The sequence below is a fragment of the Allobosea minatitlanensis genome, assembly GCF_964020775.1.
The window spans coordinates 4,581,087-4,599,342 of the sequence record NZ_OZ224509.1; the positions used below are offsets into that span (position 1 = coordinate 4,581,087).

Annotated in this window: 15 protein-coding genes; 5 read left to right on the forward strand and 10 right to left on the reverse strand. The window is 70.0% G+C overall.

The genetic code is table 11. The annotated features are described in order from the left end of the window. Nucleotides 1–98: 98 nt before the first annotated feature. Both apaG and argE read left to right on the forward strand, forming a co-directional pair. Nucleotides 99–491 (forward strand): Co2+/Mg2+ efflux protein ApaG, encoded by a 393-nt coding sequence (gene apaG, locus ACWH43_RS22465; RefSeq protein ID WP_158445959.1) that lies wholly within the window; start codon nucleotides 99–101, stop codon nucleotides 489–491. Further along, nucleotides 488–1,663: an acetylornithine deacetylase gene (gene argE / locus ACWH43_RS22470; RefSeq protein WP_448153640.1), complete on the forward strand. Its 1,176-nt coding sequence runs from the start codon at nucleotides 488–490 to the stop codon at nucleotides 1,661–1,663. The genes apaG and argE overlap by 4 nt, the downstream gene beginning before the upstream one ends. Before the next feature lie 104 nt (nucleotides 1,664–1,767). Here the strand turns inward: argE and ACWH43_RS22475 are convergent, their stop codons facing one another. From ACWH43_RS22475 to ACWH43_RS22485, 3 genes are read right to left on the reverse strand one after another with little or no spacing between them, the layout of a single operon-like run. Beyond that, the gene (locus ACWH43_RS22475) at nucleotides 1,768–2,769 is read right to left on the reverse strand and encodes an Hsp33 family molecular chaperone (protein ID WP_158445958.1); all 1,002 of its coding nucleotides are present in this window, start codon (nucleotides 2,767–2,769) and stop codon (nucleotides 1,768–1,770) included. Further along, complete coding sequence (gene argF / locus ACWH43_RS22480) at nucleotides 2,769–3,689, reverse strand: ornithine carbamoyltransferase (RefSeq protein WP_158445957.1); 921 nt, start codon at nucleotides 3,687–3,689, stop codon at nucleotides 2,769–2,771. The genes ACWH43_RS22475 and argF overlap by 1 nt, the downstream gene beginning before the upstream one ends. Nucleotides 3,690–3,729: 40 nt before the next feature. After that, nucleotides 3,730–4,950, reverse strand: coding sequence for an aspartate aminotransferase family protein (locus ACWH43_RS22485; protein WP_158445956.1), 1,221 nt, complete (start codon nucleotides 4,948–4,950; stop codon nucleotides 3,730–3,732). 558 nt (nucleotides 4,951–5,508) lie between these two features. Between ACWH43_RS22485 and ACWH43_RS22490 the strand changes: the two genes are divergently transcribed. Next, nucleotides 5,509–6,060: a GcrA family cell cycle regulator gene (locus tag ACWH43_RS22490; protein WP_158445955.1), complete on the forward strand. Its 552-nt coding sequence runs from the start codon at nucleotides 5,509–5,511 to the stop codon at nucleotides 6,058–6,060. A 239-nt stretch (nucleotides 6,061–6,299) separates the two neighbouring features. Here ACWH43_RS22490 and ACWH43_RS22495 read toward each other — a convergent pair whose 3' ends face one another. The 5 genes from ACWH43_RS22495 to ACWH43_RS22515 form a co-directional block, all read right to left on the reverse strand. Further along, nucleotides 6,300–7,352, reverse strand: a complete 1,053-nt coding sequence (locus ACWH43_RS22495; RefSeq protein WP_158445954.1) for an amino acid ABC transporter permease — start codon at nucleotides 7,350–7,352, stop codon at nucleotides 6,300–6,302. After that, a complete protein-coding gene (locus ACWH43_RS22500; RefSeq protein ID WP_448153641.1) occupies nucleotides 7,349–8,509 on the reverse strand; it encodes an amino acid ABC transporter permease in 1,161 nt (386 codons plus the stop codon). The genes ACWH43_RS22495 and ACWH43_RS22500 overlap by 4 nt, the downstream gene beginning before the upstream one ends. Nucleotides 8,510–8,677: 168 nt before the next feature. Next, nucleotides 8,678–9,709 carry an amino acid ABC transporter substrate-binding protein gene (locus ACWH43_RS22505; RefSeq protein WP_158445952.1) on the reverse strand — a complete coding sequence of 344 codons (1,032 nt, stop codon included), beginning with the start codon at nucleotides 9,707–9,709 and terminating at the stop codon, nucleotides 8,678–8,680. Nucleotides 9,710–9,820: 111 nt separating this feature from the next. Then, nucleotides 9,821–10,864, reverse strand: a complete 1,044-nt coding sequence (locus tag ACWH43_RS22510) for a GMP reductase (RefSeq protein ID WP_158445951.1) — start codon at nucleotides 10,862–10,864, stop codon at nucleotides 9,821–9,823. A 102-nt stretch (nucleotides 10,865–10,966) separates the two neighbouring features. Next, nucleotides 10,967–12,133 (reverse strand): glycosyltransferase, encoded by a 1,167-nt coding sequence (locus ACWH43_RS22515; RefSeq protein ID WP_158445950.1) that lies wholly within the window; start codon nucleotides 12,131–12,133, stop codon nucleotides 10,967–10,969. Nucleotides 12,134–12,305: 172 nt separating this feature from the next. Here ACWH43_RS22515 and ACWH43_RS22520 point away from each other — a divergent pair, with 172 nt between their 5' ends. Next, a complete protein-coding gene (locus ACWH43_RS22520) occupies nucleotides 12,306–13,322 on the forward strand; it encodes a glycosyltransferase family 2 protein (protein ID WP_158445949.1) in 1,017 nt (338 codons plus the stop codon). A 25-nt stretch (nucleotides 13,323–13,347) separates the two neighbouring features. On the opposite strand, the gene ACWH43_RS22525 is transcribed toward ACWH43_RS22520, so the two are convergent. Both ACWH43_RS22525 and ACWH43_RS22530 read right to left on the reverse strand, forming a co-directional pair. Next, nucleotides 13,348–15,807: an exopolysaccharide transport family protein gene (locus ACWH43_RS22525; protein WP_260349225.1), complete on the reverse strand. Its 2,460-nt coding sequence runs from the start codon at nucleotides 15,805–15,807 to the stop codon at nucleotides 13,348–13,350. 9 nt (nucleotides 15,808–15,816) lie between these two features. After that, nucleotides 15,817–16,902, reverse strand: a complete 1,086-nt coding sequence (locus tag ACWH43_RS22530) for an endo-1,4-beta-xylanase (protein WP_158448031.1) — start codon at nucleotides 16,900–16,902, stop codon at nucleotides 15,817–15,819. A gap of 112 nt (nucleotides 16,903–17,014) precedes the next feature. On the opposite strand from ACWH43_RS22530, the gene ACWH43_RS22535 reads away from it, so the two are divergent. Beyond that, the gene (locus ACWH43_RS22535) at nucleotides 17,015–18,256 is read left to right on the forward strand and encodes a lipopolysaccharide biosynthesis protein (RefSeq protein WP_260349224.1); all 1,242 of its coding nucleotides are present in this window, start codon (nucleotides 17,015–17,017) and stop codon (nucleotides 18,254–18,256) included.

The window sequence follows — 18,256 nt, forward strand, 5'->3', positions numbered from 1 at the left end:
GGTTTTCGCCATGTTGTCCACGCCTGCATGATGGCGCACGGCATTGACGCTGGCCATGGCCGGTCCCTATCAAGGGGCGGGGCGGCGGAGGCTCGAGGATGTACCAGGCGCAGACGCATGGCGTGCGCGTAACCGTGGCGCCGCGATTCCTGGAAACGGAATCCGCGCCGGCGCAGGGCCGCTATGTCTGGGCCTATTCCATCGAGATCGCCAATCTCTCGGACCGCACCGTGCAACTGATGACGCGCCACTGGCTCATCACCGACGGGCGCGGCGCGGTCCACGAGGTTCGCGGCGACGGCGTCGTCGGCCAGCAGCCGGTGCTGCGGCCGGGCGAGCGCTTCAGCTACAGCTCCGGCTGCCCCCTGACGACGCCGGACGGCGCGATGCGCGGCTCCTACGCCATGCGCGGCGAGGACGGCGCGATGTTCGACGTCGCGGTGCCGCTCTTCCCGCTCGACTCCCCCTATGTGAAGAAGGTTCTGCATTGACCGCCACCCCGTCCGCCGGGCAGCGCTACACGCCGCTCGAGATGCTCGCCCGCCTCGTCGCCTTCGACACGGTGAGCCACAGATCCAATCTGCCGCTGATCGATTTCGTCGAGGACTATCTCGCCGGCTGGGGCGTCGCCGCGACGCGCTTCCCCAATGCCGCGGGCGACAAGGCGGCGCTCTTCGCCACCATCGGGCCGCAGGATCGTGGCGGCATCGTGCTCTCCGGCCATACCAACGTCGTCCCGGTCGAGGGCCAGGCCTGGAGCCGCGACCCCTTCACGCTGCATGTCGCGGACGGGCGTGCCCATGGCCGCGGCGCCGTCGACATGAAGGCGTTCCTCGCGCTGGGGCTGGCGCTGGTGCCGGATTTCCTGGCGGCCGACCTCAGGACGCCGATCCACCTGTTCCTCTCCTATGACGAGGAGGTGACCTGCCTCGGCGTGGTCGACGGCATCGCCGCGATGGGCAGGACATTGCCGCGGCCGCGCGCCGTCATCGTCGGCGAGCCGACCATGCTCGACATCTGCGACGCGCATAAGGGCGTGCGCACCTTCCAGACCGTGATCAAGGGCTTCGCCGCCCATTCCTCCAAGCCGCAGCTCGGCGCCAGCGCCGTCCATGCCGGCGCGCTGCTCGCCGCCGAGCTCGACCGGATGGCCGAGGACGCCAGGCTGCGGCCGGACACCGGCGGGCGTTTCGACCCGCCCTACGACACCATCCATATCGGCTCGTTCCATGGCGGCATCGCCCGCAACATCCTGGCCGACCGCGCCGAGATCCTGTGGGAGATCAGGACGCTGCCGAGCTCCGACCCGGAGGCCGGGCCGGCCCGCTTCGCCGCATGCGCGGAGAAGGTGCTGGCGCGGATGCGCGCGACCGCGCCGAATGCCGCGATCGAGACGGAGATGACCTCGGACGTTCCGGGGCTCGCGCCCGCGCCGGGCTCGGAGGCGGAGCGGCTCGCCATGCGCCTCTCGGGGCGCAACCACACCATCGCGGTCGCCTATGCCACCGAGGCCGGGCATTTCCAGCAGGCCGGGCTGCCCACCGTGGTCTGCGGCCCCGGCTCGATCGACCAGGCGCATCAGCCGGACGAGTACATCACGCTGGAGCAACTGGCGGCGGGCGAGGCCTTTATGCGCAAGCTGATGGCGGAGTGCCGGAGCTGAGGCTCTTCCCTTCTCCCCTCGCGGAAGAAGGGAAGCCGCCGGTCCGCCTCTGATTTTGCATCGGCTTTTCCCAAAAACCGCGTTCCACTTTTCGGACCGGCGCTCTACGACCCCGCCGCCTGCCCGTCCTCGACCTCGGCCGGCTCGAATGAGTAGCGCCGCGAGCAGAATTCGCAGGTGACGCCGAGCCTGCCGTCATCGGCGATCATGGCGCGGCGGTCCTCGGCGGAGAAGCCGCGCAGCATGCCCAGCACGCGCTCGCGCGAGCAGCGGCAGGCTTCGCGCACCGGCACGGGCTCGAAGACGCGGGCGCCGCGCTCGTGGAAGAGCCGGTAGAGCAGGCGCTCGCTCTCCAGCGTCGGGTCGAGCAGCTCATGGTCCTCGACCGTCTCGACCAGCGAGCGCGCCTCCGTCCAGGCATCGTCCTCGACGCCGTCGGCATCGCCGCCGGCCAGGATCCGGTGGCCTTCGGGCGCGTCGCCGGGATGGATGTCGGCGGCACGGAGCCGGTCGACGGAATGCGGCATGAACTGGACGAGGATGCCGCCGGCGCGCCAATGCCCCCGCCCGCCGGTCGTGACCGTGCCGACGGCAAGCCGGACCCGCGTGGGGATCTGCTCGGACTGGCGGAAATACTGGTGCGCCGCCTCCTCCAGCCCCTGCCGCGTCAGCGGCACGATGCCCTGGTAGCGCGTCGCCACCGAGCCTTGGTCGATGGTCATGGCGAGATGGCCCTCGCCGAGCAGGTCGCCGGTCGACAGCCGGTCGAGCGCCATCGCCTCGACGAGCTTGGCCTGGTCGATCTGCACGACGGCCCGGTAAGCGTCCGGCGCGGAGAAATCGACCACCATCATCGGGATGGCGCCGTCGCTCTTGGTCTGGAGCTGGAAGCGCCCCTCGAACTTCAGGGCGGTGCCGAGCAGGACGGTGAGCGCGCAGGCCTCGCCGAGCACGCGCGAAACCGGCACGGGATAGCCGTGCCGGTCGAGGATCGCGTCGATCGAGGGGCCGAGCCGGACGACCCGGCCGCGCAGGTCGAGATCGGGAACGGCGAAGGGCAGAACCGCATCGTCGTGCCCGGCCGCGGCGCCGGCATCGGCGGCCATCAGGCCGCGACCCCGCCGAAGCACCAGGCCAGGATGCCCTTCTGCGCGTGGAGCCGGTTCTCGGCCTCGTCGAAGACGGCCGATTGCGGGCCGTCCATGATCTTGTCGGTGACCTCCTCGCCGCGCGAGGCCGGCAGGCAATGCATGAAGATCGCCTCCTTCTCGGCGCGCGCCATCAGCCGGTCGTCGACCTGATAGGGCCGCAGCAGGTTGTGGCGCGTGCCTTCCTCGTCGCCCATCGAGACCCAGCAATCGGTGATGACGCAATCGGCGCCCTCGACCGCCTCCTCGGGCCGGTTGGTCAGCTTGATCCTGGCGCCCTGCTTCTTCGCCCAGGCGATCAGGGCCGGCGGCGGCGCCAGCTCCTCGGGCGTCGCGACGGAGAGCTCGAAATCGAGCCGGCCGGCGGCGTGGACCCAGGAGGTCAGCACGTTGTTGGTGTCGCCGGTCCAGGCGATGCGCTTGCCCTCGATCGAGCCCTTGCGCTCCTCGAAGGTCATCACGTCGGCCATGACCTGGCAGGGATGCTGGCGCTTGGTCAGGCCGTTGATCACCGGAACCGTGGCGTATTTCGCCATCTCGACCAGCGCGTCATGGTCGAGGATGCGGATCATGATGGCGTCGACATAACGCGACAGCACGCGGGCGGTGTCGGCGATGGTCTCGCGCTCGCCGAGCTCGATCTCATGGCCGGCGACCATCATCGGCGAGCCGCCGAGCTCGCGGATGCCGACATCGAAGGAGACGCGCGTGCGCAGCGAGGGCTGCTCGAAGATCATGGCGATGACCTTGCCCTCGAGCAGGCGGTCCGCCGCGGCGGCCGGGGTGCGACGTCGCGCCTTCATCTCCTCGCCGGCGCGCAGGATGGCGCGCAGCTCGCTGCCGGAGAAATCGGAAAGGTCGAGGAAATGGCGCGTCACGGGCGCTTCCTTCGCTTCGCGGGGTGGGTGTGGGTCGAACTTACTCGGCGGCCGGGCGCTTCAGCGAGGCCTCGACGGCGCCCGCGGCCTTGTCGAGGCGCGAGATCGCCTCGGCGACATCCGCCTCGCCGATGATCAGGGGCGGCAGCAGGCGCACGACATTGTCGCCGGCGCCGACCACGAGCAGGCCCTGGGCGCGGGCCTCGTTGACGAAGTCGGTGTTCGGCGTGTGCAGCTTCAGGCCCAGCATCAGGCCCTCGCCGCGGATCTCCTGGATCACCTCGGGATGCCTGTCCTTGAGCTCGGCCAGCGACTGCTTCAGCCGGAGCGCGACCTGGCCGACATGGTCGAGGAAGCCCGGCGCCAGCACCACGTCGAGCACGGCGTTGCCGACCGCCATGGCGAGCGGGTTGCCGCCGAAGGTGGTGCCGTGGGTGCCGAGCGTCATGCCCGAGGCCGCCTCCTCGGTGGCGAGGCAGGCGCCCATCGGGAAGCCGCCGCCGATGCCCTTGGCGATCGACATGATGTCGGGCGTCACGCCGTAATGCTCATGGGCGAAGAACTTGCCGGTGCGGCCGACGCCGGTCTGGATCTCGTCGAAGATCAGCAGCAGGCCGTTCTCGTCGCAGATCTGGCGCAGCAGCTTGAGGAAGCGCGCCGGCACCGCGCGCAGCCCGCCCTCGCCCTGGATCGGCTCGATCATCAGAGCCGCGGTCTGCGGGCCGATCGCGGCGCGCAGCGCCTTCTCGTCGTCGAAGGGCACCTGGTCGAAGCCCTCGACCTTGGGGCCGAAGCCGTCGATGTATTTCTGCTGGCCGCCGGCGGCGATGGTCGCGAGCGTGCGGCCGTGGAAGGCGCCCTCGAAGGTGACGATGTGGAAGCGCTCGGGATGACCCTTCGCGGCATGGTATTTCCGCGCCATCTTGATGGCGCATTCATTCGCCTCGGCGCCCGAATTGGTGAAGAACACCCGCTCGGCGAAGGTCGCCTCGCAGAGCCTCCGCGCCAGCTTCTCGCCATCCGGCATGCTGTACAGGTTCGAGGTGTGCCAGATCCGGCCGGCCTGCTCGGTCAGCGTCTTGACCAGGTGCGGATGGGCATGCCCCAGCGCGTTGACGGCGATGCCGGCGCCGAAGTCGAGATAGCGCGTGCCGTCGGCGGTGATCGCCCAGGGCCCCTCGCCGCGCTCGAAGGCGACGGGGGCGCGGGCATAGGTCGGCACGAGCACGGACTGGCCGGGGGAAGCGGGAGCGGGAGCCATGGAACGAAGATCCTCGCGAAAGGGGGACGGATGAGACCGGATTGGCGCTGGGTTGGAGAACGCGATCCGGGTTGAAATGCTGCAGCATGCGGGCATGCCGCGACCCGGCGACGGCGTTATCGTCGCACCCGGTTCCTGACCTCTCGTCGCGCCGTCATCCGCATCGTTCGGGCCTTGATCCGCGAAAACATAAGCGCCGCCCGAAGGGGCGGCGTCACCTTGTGGATAAATATGCTTAAGCCGGCCGGCGCTGTCAATTCCGTGCGGGCTTTTCTTGCCCCAGCGACAGTGTTGCCGAAAGGATTCGCTTGACCAGCCAATCGCGAATCGGCTGGGGAAAAGCCCAATTCAGATTCGGCGACTCTTGTCCGCGAGTCACCGCCCCTTGTATGGTCGTTTTCGTCAGATACGACATTTCGTGCGGCGATCCCTGTACCGTCTGTTGCGGCAGTAGCGGCTTTTGTCTCAGCGACGAAAGCCGGCGGTTCCGGATTCCGCCACGAAGCACCCTTAAGGCCGGCGCCGCGAGGAACCGGCCGGACCAGACAGGTGATGCGGATGAACGAAGCCGGAGCATGGACGGAGGAGCGCGTCGAACTGCTCAAGAAGCTCTGGAGCGATGGCCTCAGCGCCAGCCAGATCGCGGCCGAACTCGGTAACGTCACGCGCAACGCGGTGATCGGCAAGGTGCACCGGCTCGGGCTTTCCGGTCGGGCCAAGAGCGCGGCCGCCCCGGCGGCGGCGCGCAGCGCCGCCCCGCGCAAGGCGCCGGCGCGGGCACCGAGCCTGCCGGCCGGCGGCGGCGCGGCGGCGCCCCGCAGCGCCCAGGCCCTCGCCCCGCATTTCGCCCCCGCAGCCGCGGTGGAGATCGAGGCCGAGCAGGCGCCGCTGCCCTCCGAGGACGTGGTGATCCCGTTCTCGGACCGCGTCACCATCATGGAGCTGCGCGAATATATGTGCCGCTGGCCGATGGGCGACCCGACCAGCCCGGATTTCCGCTTCTGCGGCGCGCGCTCGCAGACCGGCCTGCCCTATTGCAGCTACCATTCCCGCATCGCCTACCAGCCGGCGGCCGACCGCCGCCGCGACCGGAGCAAGGTGCGGGCCTGAGCCCGATTTCACCCGAAGACATGAAGAACCGGCCCTCGCGGCCGGTTTTTTGTTGCCCGAACCTCTCCGTCATTCCGGGGCGCCGCGCAGCGGCGAGCCCGGAACCTCTGGACACCGCCCTTTTCCAGATGGAGATAGCATCGGCTCTCTCACGGCTTCACCTGTGACGCCGTGTTCATGGGTTCCGGGCTCAAGCGCTACGCGCTTGCCCCGGAATGACGGCGGAGGCTTTGAATCCTCTACAGCCGCCGCCGGCTCTCCAGCGAGCGGCTCCAGCGCGAGAGCGCGAAGCAGATCAGCCAGTAGATCGCGCCCGAGAAGGCATAGGCCTCCATGTTCATGCCGACCCAGTTGGGGTCGGCCAGCGAGGCCTGGGCGATGCCGAGCAGGTCGAGGATCGAGACGACCAGCACCAATGTCGTGTTCTTGATCAGGGCGATGAACTCGTTGGTCATCGCCGGCAGCGAGATGCGCAGCGCCTGCGGCAGGACGATCAGCCCCGTCGCCTTCCAATAGGTCAGGCCGAGCGCCGTTGCCGCCTCGCGCTGGCCCTTGGGCAGGGCCTGCAGGCCGCCGCGCACGGCTTCGGCCATGTAGGCGGCGATGACGAAGCCGAGCCCGATCACGGCGCGCGCCAGCCGGTCGATATCGATGCCGCCCGGCATGATCAGCGGCAGCAGCAGCGAGGCGAGGAAGATTACGGCGATGATCGGCACGCCGCGCCAGAACTCGATGAAGATGACGCTGATCAGCCGGATGACGCGCAATTCCGATTGCCGGCCGAGCGCGAAGAGGATGCCGAGCGGAATCGCGATCAGGCTCGCATAGATCGAGATGAACAGGGTGAGCATCAGCCCGCCCCATTCGCGCGTCTCGACATAGCGCAGCCCGAAACCGCCGGAGAGCAGCCAGATGCCGAGCGGCGGCAGAACGACGAGCATGGCGAGGCCGAGCTTCAGCCGCAGGCGCTGCGGCGCCAGGACGACCGCCGCGATGCCGAGGACGAAGGCGATGCCGGCGATATCGACGCGCCAGCGCTGGTCGACGGGATAGAGCCCGTACATGAACTGGCCGAAGCGGGCCCGGATGAAGACCCAGCAGGCGCCGCCCGCGGCGCAGTCGGCCCGCGTCGTGCCGCGCCAGGTGGCGTCGATCAGCGCCCAGCGGATCAGGGGCACCGCCACCCAGCCGATGGCGAGCAGCAGCACCACCGTGACGAAGCCGGTGAAGGGCGTGCCGAACAGGCGCTCGCGCCAGAGCGACAGCGAGGAGAAGGAGGCGCGGCCGCTCATCGCGTCACCAGGGCGATGCGGGCATTGTACCAGTTCATCAGCGCCGAGACGGCGAGCCCGATGACGAGATAGACGGCGAGCGTCATGGCGATGATCTCGATCGCCTGGCCAGTATTGTTCAGCGCCGAGCCCATGAACAGGCTGACCACGTTGGGATAGGCGATCGCCGCGCCGAAGGAGGAGTTCTTCAGCACGTTGAGATACTGGTTGGTCAAGGGCGGGATCATCACGCGCAGCGCCTGCGGGATGGTGACGAGGCGCAGCACCTGGCCGGAGCGCAGGCCGAGCGCCGACCCCGCCTCGATCTGGCCGTGCGAGACCGACTGGATGCCGCCGCGCACGATCTCGGCGATGAAGCCCGCCGTATAGGTGACGAGCGCCGCCAAGAGCGCCACGAATTCAGGAATGACGACGAAGCCGCCGCGATAGTTGAAGCCGCGCAGCGCCGGCACGTCCCAGCGCGTCGCCAGCACGGCCCAGGCCAGCGTCAGCAGCGGGATCGCGAGCAGCAGGACGAGCCCGACGCGCAAGGTCGGCGCGTGCAGGCCGGTGCGCTCCTGGCGCTTGCGCGCCCAGAGATGGAAAGCCGCATAGGCCAGGACGCAGGCGAGGATGATCCAGCCGGCGATCCGCAGATTCTCCATGCCGTCGGGCAGCGGGATGGTCAGGCCGCGATTGTTGAGGAAGGCGACGCCGAAGACGCTGAGGCTCTGGCGCGGCGCCGGCAAGGCGGCGATGACGCCGAAATACCAGAACAGCACGAAGAACAGCAGCGGGATGTTGCGGACGAACTCGATATAGGCGCCGGCAATGGCCGAGACGAGCCAGATCGAGGAAAGCCGCGCGATGCCGACGACGAAGCCGAGGAGCGTGGCCAGCACGATCGCGATCACCGTGACCAGCATGGTGTTGGCGACGCCGACCCAGAACAAAGCGAGGATATTGTCGGCCTGGGTATAGCCGGTGAGGACGAAGGGCACCTCGATGCCCGAGGTGCGCCAGAGGAAGCCGAAGCCCGAGGCGATGCCGGCCTTGAGCATGTTCTCCGAGGCGTTGCGCACGAAGAAAACGGTGAGGCCGACGAGCAGGACGACGACCGCGATCTGGTAGAACCAGTCGCGGACGCGCTTGTCGTTGATGAAGGCGAGAAGGTTCATTCCGCGAGGCCTTCGCAACTTGCGTTGGAAACGCGCCGTCATCCCGGGCGAAGCGAAGCGCAGACCCGGGACCCATGCCGGAACGATTCAGGCATGGATCCCGGATCGGGGCCGCTCACGCGGCTTGTCCGGGATGACCCGCGGGCGGGGTCGATCAAACACGCGCTTTCACTGGAAGGGCGGGGTGAAGAGCACGCCGCCCTTGGTCCAGAGCTGGTTCTGGCCGCGCTCGAGCTTCAGCGGCGAGCCCATGCCGACATTGCGCTCATAGCTCTCGCCATAATTCCCGACCTGCTTGATGGCGTTGTACATCCAGTCGTTGGACAGCCCCATCATCTCGCCGAAGCCGCCCTCGGCGCCGAGCAGGCGGCGGACCTCGGAGTTCTTCGAGTTCGCCTTCATCTCGTCGACGTTCTTGGAGGTGACGCCGAGCATCTCGGCGGCGATGGTGCCGTTCAGCACCCAGCGCACGATGAGCTGCCAGCGCTCGTCGCCCCAGCGCGTCACCGGGCCCTGCGGATCGTTCGAGATCGGCTTGGTCAGGATCATGTGCTCGTCGGGGTTCTTGAGCTTGATGCGCTGGCCGGCGAGCGCGCCGACGCCGGCCGTATAGGCGTCGCAGCGCCCGGCGTCATAGGCGGCGATGGCGTCGTCGTTCTTCTGGAAATTGGTGATCGTGACCTTGAGGTTGCGCTCGCGGAACCAGTCGGCGGCGTTCTTCTCCTCGGTCGAACCGGCGGCGACGCAGACCGAGGCGCCGTCGAGCCCCTCGGCGTCCTTCACATTCGCGGATTTGCGGACGATGAAGGTCTGGCCCTCGTAGAAATTGATGCCCTGGAAGTTGAGGCCGAGCGTGGCGTTGCGCGAGAAGGTGATGGTCGAGTTGCGCGAGAGCACGTCGACCTGGCCCGATTGCAGGATCGGCCAGCGCTGCTGCACCGAGGTCGGCGTGTATTTCACCTTGTTGGCATCGCCAAGGACCGCGGCCGCGAGGGCCTTGCAGTAATCCACGTCGAGGCCGCTCCACTCGCCCTTGTCATTGGCGAAGGAGAAGCCCGGCAGGCCGAGATGCACGCCGCATTCGAGATTGCCGCGCGCCTTGACGGCGTCGAGCGTCGGGCTCGGCGCGAGCTGCTGCGCCTGCGCCAGCGACGCGCCGGCGACCAGCAGGGCCGCCGCCACGGAAGTTCTGATCGTCATCGTCCGTCTCCCCGAAGCCGTGAGCGGCTTTCTGTGTTGAAGACCGGACTATGCAACAGATGGGCCGCGAGCGGTACCCGACGAAGTGAGCATGTTCGCGGCGGGCTCCGGTCAGTTGCCGAACACCGTGTTGAGCTGCGCCCCGACCCTGACGAAGGTGGTGCGCTTCGACATCTCCTTGAGATGGACCGCACCGATATAGGTCATCGCCGAGCGCACCCCGCCCATGATCTCCAGCATCGTATCGGCGACCGGGCCGCGATAGGGCACCTCGACGGTCTTGCCTTCGGACGCGCGGTATGTGGCGACGCCGCCGGCATATTTGTGCATCGCCGTGTCGGACGACATGCCGTAGAAGGTCATGGCGACCGGCACCTTCTCGCCGCCGCGCTCCTCGTAGCGGATCTCGCCCTCGCATTCGTCATGGCCGGCGAGCATGCCGCCCATCATCACGAAATCGGCGCCGCCGCCATAGGCCTTGGCGACGTCGCCCGGCACGGTCAGCCCGCCGTCGCCGCAGACCAGGCCTTTGAGCCCGTGGGCCGCATCGGCGCATTCGATGATGGCGGAGAGCTGCGGGTAGCCGACGCCGGTCATCTTGCGGGTGGTGCAGACCGAGCCAGGACCGATGCCGACCTTGACGATGTCGGCTCCGGCGAGGATCAGCGCCTCGGTCATGTCGCCGGTGACGACGTTGCCGGCCATGATCGCCGCGTCGGGGAAGGCCGCGCGCGTCGCCTTGACGGTGTCGACGAACTTCTCGGTATAGCCGTTGGCGACGTCGAGGCAGATCTTGCCGACCGGCGAGCGGGCGTGGACGGCCTTGAGCTTGTCGTGGTCGGCCTCCGTGGTGCCGAGGGAATAGAAGGCGTTGGCCGATTCCGGCTCGCGGAAGAAGGCGATCAGCGCCTCGGCATCGTAATGCTTGTGCAGGGCGACCATGGCGCCGTGCTTCAGCAGGGCGCGCGCCATCGCCATGGTGCCGACGACGTCCATATTGGCCGCGATCAGCGGGAAGCCCTTCCATTCCGCGCCGGTATGGGCGAGGCGGAAGCTGCGCTCGACATCGACCTGGGCGCGGCTGCCCAGCGTCGAGCGCTTGGGCCGGATCAGGACGTCGCGGAAGTCGAGCTTGGGGTCGTTTTCGATGCGCATGAGGCCGGCCTCGAGGCTGGGCGGTGATCGGCGCACGCGCGGGTCGGCGTGCGCCGACTCATAGCCCCGGACGGACGCAGGAGGCAAATCCGCGCCGGCCTCTCAGCCGCGCGCCGCCGCCAGGCCCTGCGCGATGCCGGCCGCCAGCGCCGCCCGCTGACGCGCCATGAAGGCGGCGCCGTCGAGGCGCTGCGCGGCGCCCGCCCTGATCTGCGCGACGCGCTCGGTCAGCGCGCGGGCGAAATCCGCCGGGCTGTCGGCGAGGGTGAAATTCGCCGGCAAGGCGGTGAAGCCGCGGCAGGACAGCGCCGTCGCGACGGCGGGCAGGCCGAGCTGCATCGTCTCGATGGTCTTGAGCTGCACTCCGGTGCCGGCCCGGCTCGACAAGGCCACCACGCGGCAGGAGCGCAGGAAGAGATCGGCCGCCGGCACCCGGCCGACCAGCGTGACATTGCTCGGCGCCTGCAGGTCCGGCGGCACGCGCCCCGCGACCGCGACATGGATATCCTGCGGCAGAAGCGGGCAGACCTCGTCCAGGAACCAGGCGAGGCCGACCCGGTTGGGAAGCCAGGTCCAGGTGCCGATCAGCCCGACATCGAAGCGGATCGGCTCGTCCCGCCCCGCAGAAGCCGGCTCCGCCGCGCCGGAGACCAGCGGCAGCACGGCGGATTTGCCGGCAACCTCGGCGCCCAGCGCCGCGCGGTCCTCCTCCGCCAGGGTCCAGACGAAGCGCACCTGCCGGCAGAGCCGCCGCTCGATCGCCTCCAGCAGCCGCGCCTCGCGCGCGAACAGCCGGCGCAGGAGGACATTTCCGGCATTGCGGGCGTTCTGGCGGGCGGAGGCATGCTCGATATTATGCGCCACCAGCACGCAGGGCGCGAGCCCGAGCAATTCGGGAAAGGCCCCCGGCAGCATCACCGAATTCAGCACGAGCGCATCGAAAGGCCCCTGCGCGCGCACGGCCTCGACGAGCCGGCCGGCTCCGGCGAGCCTGAGCTTGGCGCAGGCGACGGGCAGGCCGAAACGGAACGCGACGGCGAGCCATTGCAGGCGCTTCCCCACCGGCACGGCGGCATTCTCGATGTCGATCTCGGAGAGGACGACGGCCTTGTCCGGCGCGGCCGGCGCCTCGCCGGGGCGCACGAAGCCGATCGCCGTGACCTCGTGGCCGGCCTCGCGCAGCGCCGAGAGGATCGCCGCATTGGCGATCTCGAAGCCGGTATCGGGCCGGGCAACCGGGATGAGCGAGGTCAGGAAGGCTAGGCGCAAGGCTTCGGTCCGCGAGAGGATGGCCTAACTCTCCCCATTGCGCCGGCCGGTCAAGCACGCCGTCCCGACATGCTCAACGAGGCTTTGCCGCGATGGCCGGCGCAGCGGCGGCGGCGGACACCGAACCTTAAGCCGCCCGCTCTAGAAACCGGGTATGATCGCGCAGGAACCGATGACACCGGCCGAACCGCCCCCGCTCCGCTTCGCGACGCCGGAAAGCTTCGAGATCGCGGCGCAGTCGCCGCCGGCGGCGCTCGCCGGAATCGCCAGCGTCGTCTGCGTGCCGACCTTCCGGCGGCCCGACATGCTCGAGGCGACGCTGCGCTCGCTGGCGGCGCAGGAGGGCGGGCACGACTTCGCGGTGATCGTGGTCGAGAACGAGGGCGGCGAACGGGCCGGCGCGGCGCGGGCGAAGGCCCTGCTCGAGGCAGGGCTGTTCAAGGGCCTCGTCATCGTCGAGCCGCGCCAGGGCAACTGCAAGGCCTACAACGCCGCCTGGCGCTGCGCGCTGACGCGCTTCCCGGCGCTGCAGCAGGTGCTCGGGATCGACGACGACGAGGAGGCCCGGCCGGGCTGGCTCGACGCCTTCCTCAAGGCCGCCGCCGTCGCTCCGGCAGAGCTCTTCGGCGGCTCGGTGACGCCCGTCTTCGCGGATCCGGCGCGCGCCTGGCTCGCGGCCCACCCCGTCTTCCGCTCGCATTACGACACGTCCGGCCCGGTGCCGATGCTCTATTCCAGCGCCAATTACCTGATCCGGCGCATCGTGCTCGAGCGGCTGGGCTTTCCCTTCCTCGACGAAAGCTTCGACTTCACCGGCGGCGGCGACACCGACTTCTTCACCCGCGCCAGGGCCGCCGGCTGCCGGTTCTGGTGGGTCCAGGAGGCGGCGCAGCGCGAGACCATGCCGCGCCGCCGCAGCGAATTCGCATGGATCGCGGCGCGCGGCCTGCGCAACGGCGCGATCTCGGCCGTGATCGAGCGGCGGCAGAATCCCGGCGCCGCCGGCCGGCTGAAGGTGCTGGCGAAATCGCTGGCGCTGCTGGCCGCCGCCGTTCCGCGCGGCCTCGCGCTCGGCCTGAAGACCCGCTCGGGCATGATCGGCCTCTATCACGCGCAGGTCGCGCTCGGCCGGCTGATGTCCGAATTCGGCATCGCCAACGAGCAATATCGCAAGCCGGACAAGAACTGAGGCAAGCGGCGCCGCCGCGCCGGGCTCAGATCTCGTTCGCGACGACGCCGCGCAGCTTGGCGGCAGCGGGCCCGAGCTGCGCCCTGAGCCGTTCCAGCTCGGCGCCCGTCAGCCTGCCATGGCGCGCGACCACGAGGATGTCGTCGACCGCCTCGGCGAAGCGCCGCGCCAGGACGCTGCCGGCGGTCGCGTCGACGATCACCGGCCCGTAGCGCCGGTCCGCGCCGAACAGGGCGCCGGCGAGCGAGCCCGGCGCGGCGGGATCCGGCCGATGCGAGCGCGGCAGGAAGGCGAGGTCGCTGCCTTCGTCCTTGAGGACGGCGCGCGCCAGCGTCCGGCTGCCGCCGATCACCTCCTCGAGACCGGCCTGCGTGTCGGGCGCGAAGATGCGGGTCAGGGCGAGCGGGCCGTCGCCGGCATCGACGAGCAGCGCCGGCTGCCCGGCCAGGGCCGCGTCGAGCGCGAGGTTGAGCGCGATCGTCGTCGCCCCGGCCTGCCCCTGCAGCCCCAGCACAAGGATGTTGCGGCGCGGATCGTCGCCCCCGCCATGGCTCAGCGCCGCCCGCAGGGCGGCGATGCCGGAAGCGAAGCCAGCCTGCGGCTTGTCGACGACATCGACGAGATGCGCCTTGGCCTGGAAGACGGAGTGCGGCGCCTCGATCTCGCGGCGCCAGCGCCGGTTGCGCACGGCCGGAATCTTGCCGAGCTGCGGCAGCGCCGGCTTCTCCGCCGGCCGGGCCGCCTGGCCGCCGGGGATCGCGACGAAGCGGCGCCAGCCCGACCGGCTCGCGGCGGCGACGGCAGCGGTCTCGGCTGCAGCCGCCTTCACCGGCTGCTCCGCGGCTTCGGGCCGCTCCGCCGGCTGCGGGGCGGGGGGCGCCGGCGGCGGGCTTTCGGGCATCGGCGCGGGCTCAGGCGGCGCAGGCGGCACCGGCTCCTCAGCCTCGACCTTGGCCTCGGCCTCGACCGGACGCGGCTTGCGCCGCCAGAGCGGGCCGCGCGACGGCGCCGGCCGCGCCTCGACGGGGCGGGCCGCCGCGAGGAGCGCGAACGCCAGCGCCAGCAGCGCCCCGGCGCCGCCGCCGCCGAAGGCGCCGAGCAAAGCGAGGGTGCGGCGGCTGACGCCGCTCTTCTCCAGCGGCGGCATGGCCGGGCTGATGACGCGGGCATTGGTGGTGTCGATGCCGCCGAGCTCGCCGGTCTCGCGGGCCCGCTTGAGGAAGGCGTCGTAGACGGCGCGGGAGGATTCGACCTCGCGCTCCAATTCGCGCAGATCCACCGCGGCGCGCCCGGCGGCATATTGCGCGGTGGTGAGCTGGTCGACCCGACGGGACAACTGGCGCTCGGCCTCGACGGCCCGGTCGTATTCCGCCTTGGCGGAACGGGCGATGCGGACGAGCTCGTCCGCGATCTGGCGGCGGGCGTCGCCGACCTGGGAGCGGGCGGCGGTCAGGGCCGGGTGGCGGGCGCCGAGGGAAGAGACAAGGTCGGCTTCCTTGCTGAGCGCCGCGCCGAGCTGGGCGCGCAGCGCGGTCATGGTGTTGGAGGCGACGGCCTCGGGGAGGGCGCCCGCCTCGACGCTGGAAGGCCGCGTCGCCGCGATCTGGTCGTATTTCGCCTTCGCCTCGATGGTGCGCTGGCGGGCCGCGGCGAGCTGGGCGGCGTTGAGCGAAAGCTGCTCCTCGCTCAGGGACCTGTTGCCGCCGAGGCCGACGATATTATGGGCCTCCTTGTATTTCTCGGCCTTGTCCTCGGCGATGCGGAGCCGGCTCCGCAGCTCTTCCAGCCGGCCGGTCAGGGCCGCGGTGGCGCGCTGGGCGGCGTCGGCGCGCACGGCGGCCTGATCCTCGAGATAGGCCTCGGCGAGCGAATTGGCGATCTGCGCCGCCCTTTCGGGATCCCTGGCCGTGGCCGAGATGTCGATGACGAAGGTGCGCTCGCCACGATGGACGGCGATGCTCTTGTCGAGCGCCGCCAGCGCGTAGAGCAGGGCGTTGCGCTCGGTCGCCGCCTTGTCCGCGCCGAACAGACCCGAGAGGAAGCCACCCCGGGCCGGGCCGCCATAGTCGGGGTCCTTGTCGAGGCCGAGCTTCTCGATCACCCGCGTCTTGATGCTGTCGGAGGCGATGACGCGTGCCTGGCTTTCGAGATAGCTGGCGATCGAGGTCGGATCGCTGCCCACCGTGTTCGGCGAGACGTCGTTCTGCAGCACGCGCAGATCGCGCGGGTCGATGAAGAGCTGCGCCGTCGAGGTGTATTTCGGCGCGATCAGCAGGCTGGCCAGGACGGCGAGGGCGAAGCCGGCGAGCGCGCAGAGCAGGATCAGCCCCTTGCGGCGCCACAGGGTTGCGACGATCCAGCCCGGATCGGCGAGGCGGCCGAGCTCGAGCGGGGGCGCCGCCGCGGCCCGGCGCTCGCCGCGCGCGGCGCTCTCCTGCGAATCCCTGTCGGCCGTTTCGGTGGTGAACATGACGCTACGCTTCACTTTCCGGTCTCACCCCGTACCACGCCGGTAACGTTCGAGCACCGCCAGCATCGGCTTGGGCCGATAGTCGGCATCGAGCGGCAGGGGCCTCGCCCTGGCGCCATCCTTGCGCGGGAAGGTCTCCCCGACCCAGGAATAGCGGTCCGTCAGCCCCCAGGTGACGATCGCCTTCGGCCGCTTGGCGGAGGCGACCGCGCCGAGGAAGCTCGCGACCAGGGCCGCGGCGCGCTTGTCCCGCAGCGCGGCATCCGCCGGCATCTTCCAGTCGATCACGTCGAGCTCGGTGATCTCGACATCGAGGCCGAGCGCGTCGAGATCGCGCATGAAGCGCTGGAGGCCGTCGATGTCGATCGTCCTCTCGGCGTAGAGATGGGCCTGCATGCCGAGGCCGTGGATCGGAATGCCCTTGTCGCGGAGGCGCCGGCAGATGTCGAGCGCCACGGCGCGGCGGGCGGCGGCGCCCGCGTCCCGCTCCTCGAAATGGAAGTCGTTGAGCACGAGCCGCGCCTTGGGGTCGGTGCGGGCGGCGGTGCGGAAGGCGATCTCGACATGCTCCGGCCCGAGCAGGTGCTGCCAGACCGTGTCGCGCCAGGGGCCGCCGGAGGTGGGATCGTATTTGATCACCTCGTTGACGACGTCCCAGGTGGCGATGCGGCCCTTGTAGCGGTCGACCACGACCTCGATGTGGCGGACGAGCTCGCGCTCGGCCTCGGCGCGGGTCGTCATCTCGCCGACCCAGGGCGGCAGGGCCTCGCCCCAGAGCAGGGTGTGGCCGCGCAAGGCCTTGCCGTTGGCCTCGGCGAAGGCGACGATCTCATCGGCGCCGGCGAAATCGAAGCCCGCGCGCTCATGGCGCAGCGCGTCCCATTTCAGATCGTTCATCGGCACGACGATGTCGCAATAGCGCTTCAGCGCCTCGCGATAGCGCGGATCGCCCCGGAAAGCGCCGATCTCGGCCGCCGAGCCGAGGGCGACCGGGCGCGACGCGGCGCGCGCGGGGGCGGCGCCGGCGGCGAGCGCGGCCGCGCCGGCGCGGAGCGCTGCGCGCCGCGTCGGCATCAGCCTGTCCCGATCCGCTTCGATGTCCTGCGCCACGTCGGCATGATTCCGTTTCGTTTAGGGTCGCTCAACGCCTCTGGCGCTAAAGGATTCCCAGATCCGCACGCTGTCAGGCATAAGCCGGGCCAGCCTCCGCGAGCACCGATCGATGTTGCCCAGCCCCGCAGCCATTCTTTCCTATCTCACCATCCTGAGCGGCTCCGCGGGCCGGCTCGTCATCTCGCTTGTCTACTTCCTCATCGTTGCGAATACGTTGACCCTGGCCGAATTCGGCCTGTTCGCCACCGCCTCCGCCACCGGCCTCATCCTCTCGCGCCTGCTCGCCTTCGGCTTCGTCTCGCCGCTCTACCGTGTCGCCACCGTCAAGCCGCGCCTGCTCGGCGCCTATCTCGCCGGCTTCGCTGCGCTGAGCCTCGCCTCGCTGCCGCTGATCGCCGCCGCGGCGGCGGCCGCCTATGGCCTGCTCTTCGCCGACCGCCTCGCCGTGCTGCCTTTTACGCTGATCATCGTGGCGGAAGTGCTGTGCTGGCGGCCGGTCGAGGTCGTCGCGATCGTCAATAACGGCCTGCGGCGCTTCCGGCAGGCGGCGTTGCTGGTCATCATCGGCTCGTCGCTGCGGACGGCGGCCGCCCTGCTCTTCATCGGCTTCGCCCGGCCCGCCCTCGAAAGCTGGGCGGCGGCCTATCTCGCCGCGACCTTCGCCAGCCTCGTCGTCGCGCTCGTCGGCTTCCTGCCGCCGGCGCGCTGGCGCTTCGTGCGGGCGCTCTATCCGCGGCGCATGGCGGATGCGGTCTTCGCGGGAGCGGCCGACATCGTCTTCTACGTCCAGTCCGAGCTCGACAAGCTGCTGGTGCTCGGCCTCGCCGGCGAGCGGACGGCGGGCCTCTACGCCATCGCGCTCCGGGTGATCGACCTCACCGCCATGCCGGTGCGCAGCTTCAACCAGATGCTGGTGCAGAAGATCATGCAGGACCGCGGCGTCGGCGGCGGCCGGCGCCTTGCCGTCTACGAGGCCGGGATCGCGCTGGTTTCCGTCGCCGGGCTGGTCGCGGTCATCGTCGCGCTGAAGCCCTTTCCGGGGCTGCTCGGCCGCAACGTCTCGGAGGCTGCCTATCTGTTCGCGCCGATGCTGCTGGTGCCGGCCTTCCGCAACCTCGTCGAATACCATGCCGAGCTGCTTTATGCGCGCGAGCGCACCGGCTCGCGCATCCTGCTGCTGTGCCTGCTGACGGCGCTCAAGGCGGGCCTGATCTCGCTGGTGATGTCGCGCTTCGCCGCGCATGAGGACTGGGCGGCCTGGATGAACGGCGTCTTCGGGCTGGTCTATCTGGTCTCGGCCGCCTTCACCTACCGGCTGCTGGGGCAGGCCACTTCCGGCGCCCGGCCCTGA